This is a genomic window from Streptomyces sp. NPDC059853 (assembly GCF_042731495.1).
Lineage (GTDB): Bacteria > Actinomycetota > Actinomycetes > Streptomycetales > Streptomycetaceae > Streptomyces.
The window spans coordinates 1-1,385 of sequence record NZ_JBHWJL010000401.1 but is presented as its reverse complement, the minus strand read 5'-3'; the positions used below and the strand labels follow the sequence as shown (position 1 = coordinate 1,385).

The following is a 1,385-nucleotide window of genomic DNA, read 5'->3' as shown; positions in this document are numbered from 1 at the left end:
GTGGGGTCCGGGGGGCCGTCCTCGGGACCGCCCGTGGGGTCGCCCGTCATGGGCGCGGCGTGCGGGTCGGGGACGACGCCAGGTGGAGCCGGGTGAAGGCCAGCGCCTCCGCCAGATCGGCCTCGCGTTCGGCGGTGGACATGGCACGGCGGGTATTGACCGGCCCGAGGCGCACGCCCCCGGCTGGTACCGGGCCCAGTCGGACCCGGTGGTGGGGCGCGCGCTGCGCCTGCTGCACGCGGACCCCGCGCACCCCTGGACCGTGGCCGCGCTCGCCGCCCGGGCCGGGGTCTCCCGGGCGGCGTTCGCCCGGCGGTTCGCCGCGCTCGTCGGCCGGCCGCCGATGGCGTACCTCACCGGCCGGCGGCTCGACCTCGCCGCCGACCTGCTGCGCGACCCCGCCCTCACCCTGGACGCGGTCGCCCGCCGTGTCGGCTACGGCAGCGGCTTCGCGCTCAGCACCGCGTTCACCCGCGAGCGCGGCATCAGCCCCAGCCGGCACCGGGAGTCTCGGCATCCGGCACCGCCGTCACCGAGGTGAGCACCAGTACCGCGTCCTCCAGCGCCACCACCGCGTGCCGCACCTGCGGCACCTTCAGGATCTCGCCCTCCGTCAGCGGGATGCTCGCGCCCTGCCCCTCGGCCGACACCACCCGGACGGACCCCCGGACCAGATAGAGACTGGCGGCCGGCGGGGCGTTGTGCTCCTCCAGCTCCGCGCCCGCCGTCAGGGCGATGACGCTCTGCCGCAACGGGCCGTCGTGCAGGAACAGGTGCGCGCTGCGGCCGTGCTCGGCCTCGCGGGCCCGGCTGAGGTGATGCTCGGCCAGGGCGCTCAGATGCGTGGTGTGCTGCGTGGTGTCGGTCACCCTTCCATGCTCCGGGGTGCGGGCCCCGCCGCAACCCGGTTCACCGTAAAGCGCCCCGCTTCACTCCCGTTCCACCGGTTCCGCACGCTCCACCCGCACCGCGCAGATCTTGAACTCCGGCATCCGGGACGTCGGATCCAGCGCCGGATTGGTCAGTGTGTTCGCCCGCCCCTCACCCGGCCAGTGGAACGGCATGAACACCGTGTCCGGACGGATGCCGGTACTGATCCGGGCCGGCGCCACCGCCCGCCCGCGCCGCGAGATCACCGCGAGCCGGTCACCCTCCGCCGCCCCGATCCGCTCCGCCAGCCGCGGATGCACCTGGACGAACGGGCCCGGCGCCGCCGCGTTCAGCTCCGCCACCCGCCGCGTCTGCGCCCCCGACTGGTACTGCGCCAGCACCCGCCCCGTCGTCAGCAGCACCGGGTACTCGGCGTCCGGCTCCTCCGCCGCCGGCCGGTACCCGGCCGCCGTGAACCGGGCCCGTCCGTCCGGCGTCGCGAACCGGTCCAGGAA

Annotated in this window: 2 protein-coding genes and 2 pseudogenes; 1 reads left to right on the top strand and 3 read right to left on the bottom strand. The window is 76.0% G+C overall.

Translation table 11 applies throughout. The features are described from left to right. Positions 1-46: 46 nt before the first annotated feature. Positions 47-160, bottom strand: a pseudogene (locus ACFV5N_RS25675) (sugar phosphate isomerase/epimerase); the annotation flags it as partial. Between ACFV5N_RS25675 and ACFV5N_RS25670 the strand changes: the two are divergent. Then, positions 155-541 (top strand): annotated as a pseudogene (locus tag ACFV5N_RS25670) (helix-turn-helix domain-containing protein); the annotation flags it as partial. The pseudogenes ACFV5N_RS25675 and ACFV5N_RS25670 sit on opposite strands and share 6 nt — an antisense overlap. Here ACFV5N_RS25670 and ACFV5N_RS25665 read toward each other — a convergent pair. Together ACFV5N_RS25665 and ACFV5N_RS25660 are read right to left on the bottom strand one after the other, a co-directional pair. Further along, the gene (locus tag ACFV5N_RS25665; RefSeq protein ID WP_385604285.1) at positions 486-869 is read right to left on the bottom strand and encodes a cupin; all 384 of its coding nucleotides are present in this window, start codon (positions 867-869) and stop codon (positions 486-488) included. The pseudogene ACFV5N_RS25670 and the gene ACFV5N_RS25665 sit on opposite strands and share 56 nt — an antisense overlap. Before the next feature lie 60 nt (positions 870-929). Further along, the coding region (locus ACFV5N_RS25660) for a molybdopterin oxidoreductase family protein (RefSeq protein WP_385604282.1) at positions 930-1,385 on the bottom strand (456 nt) is incomplete at its 5' end.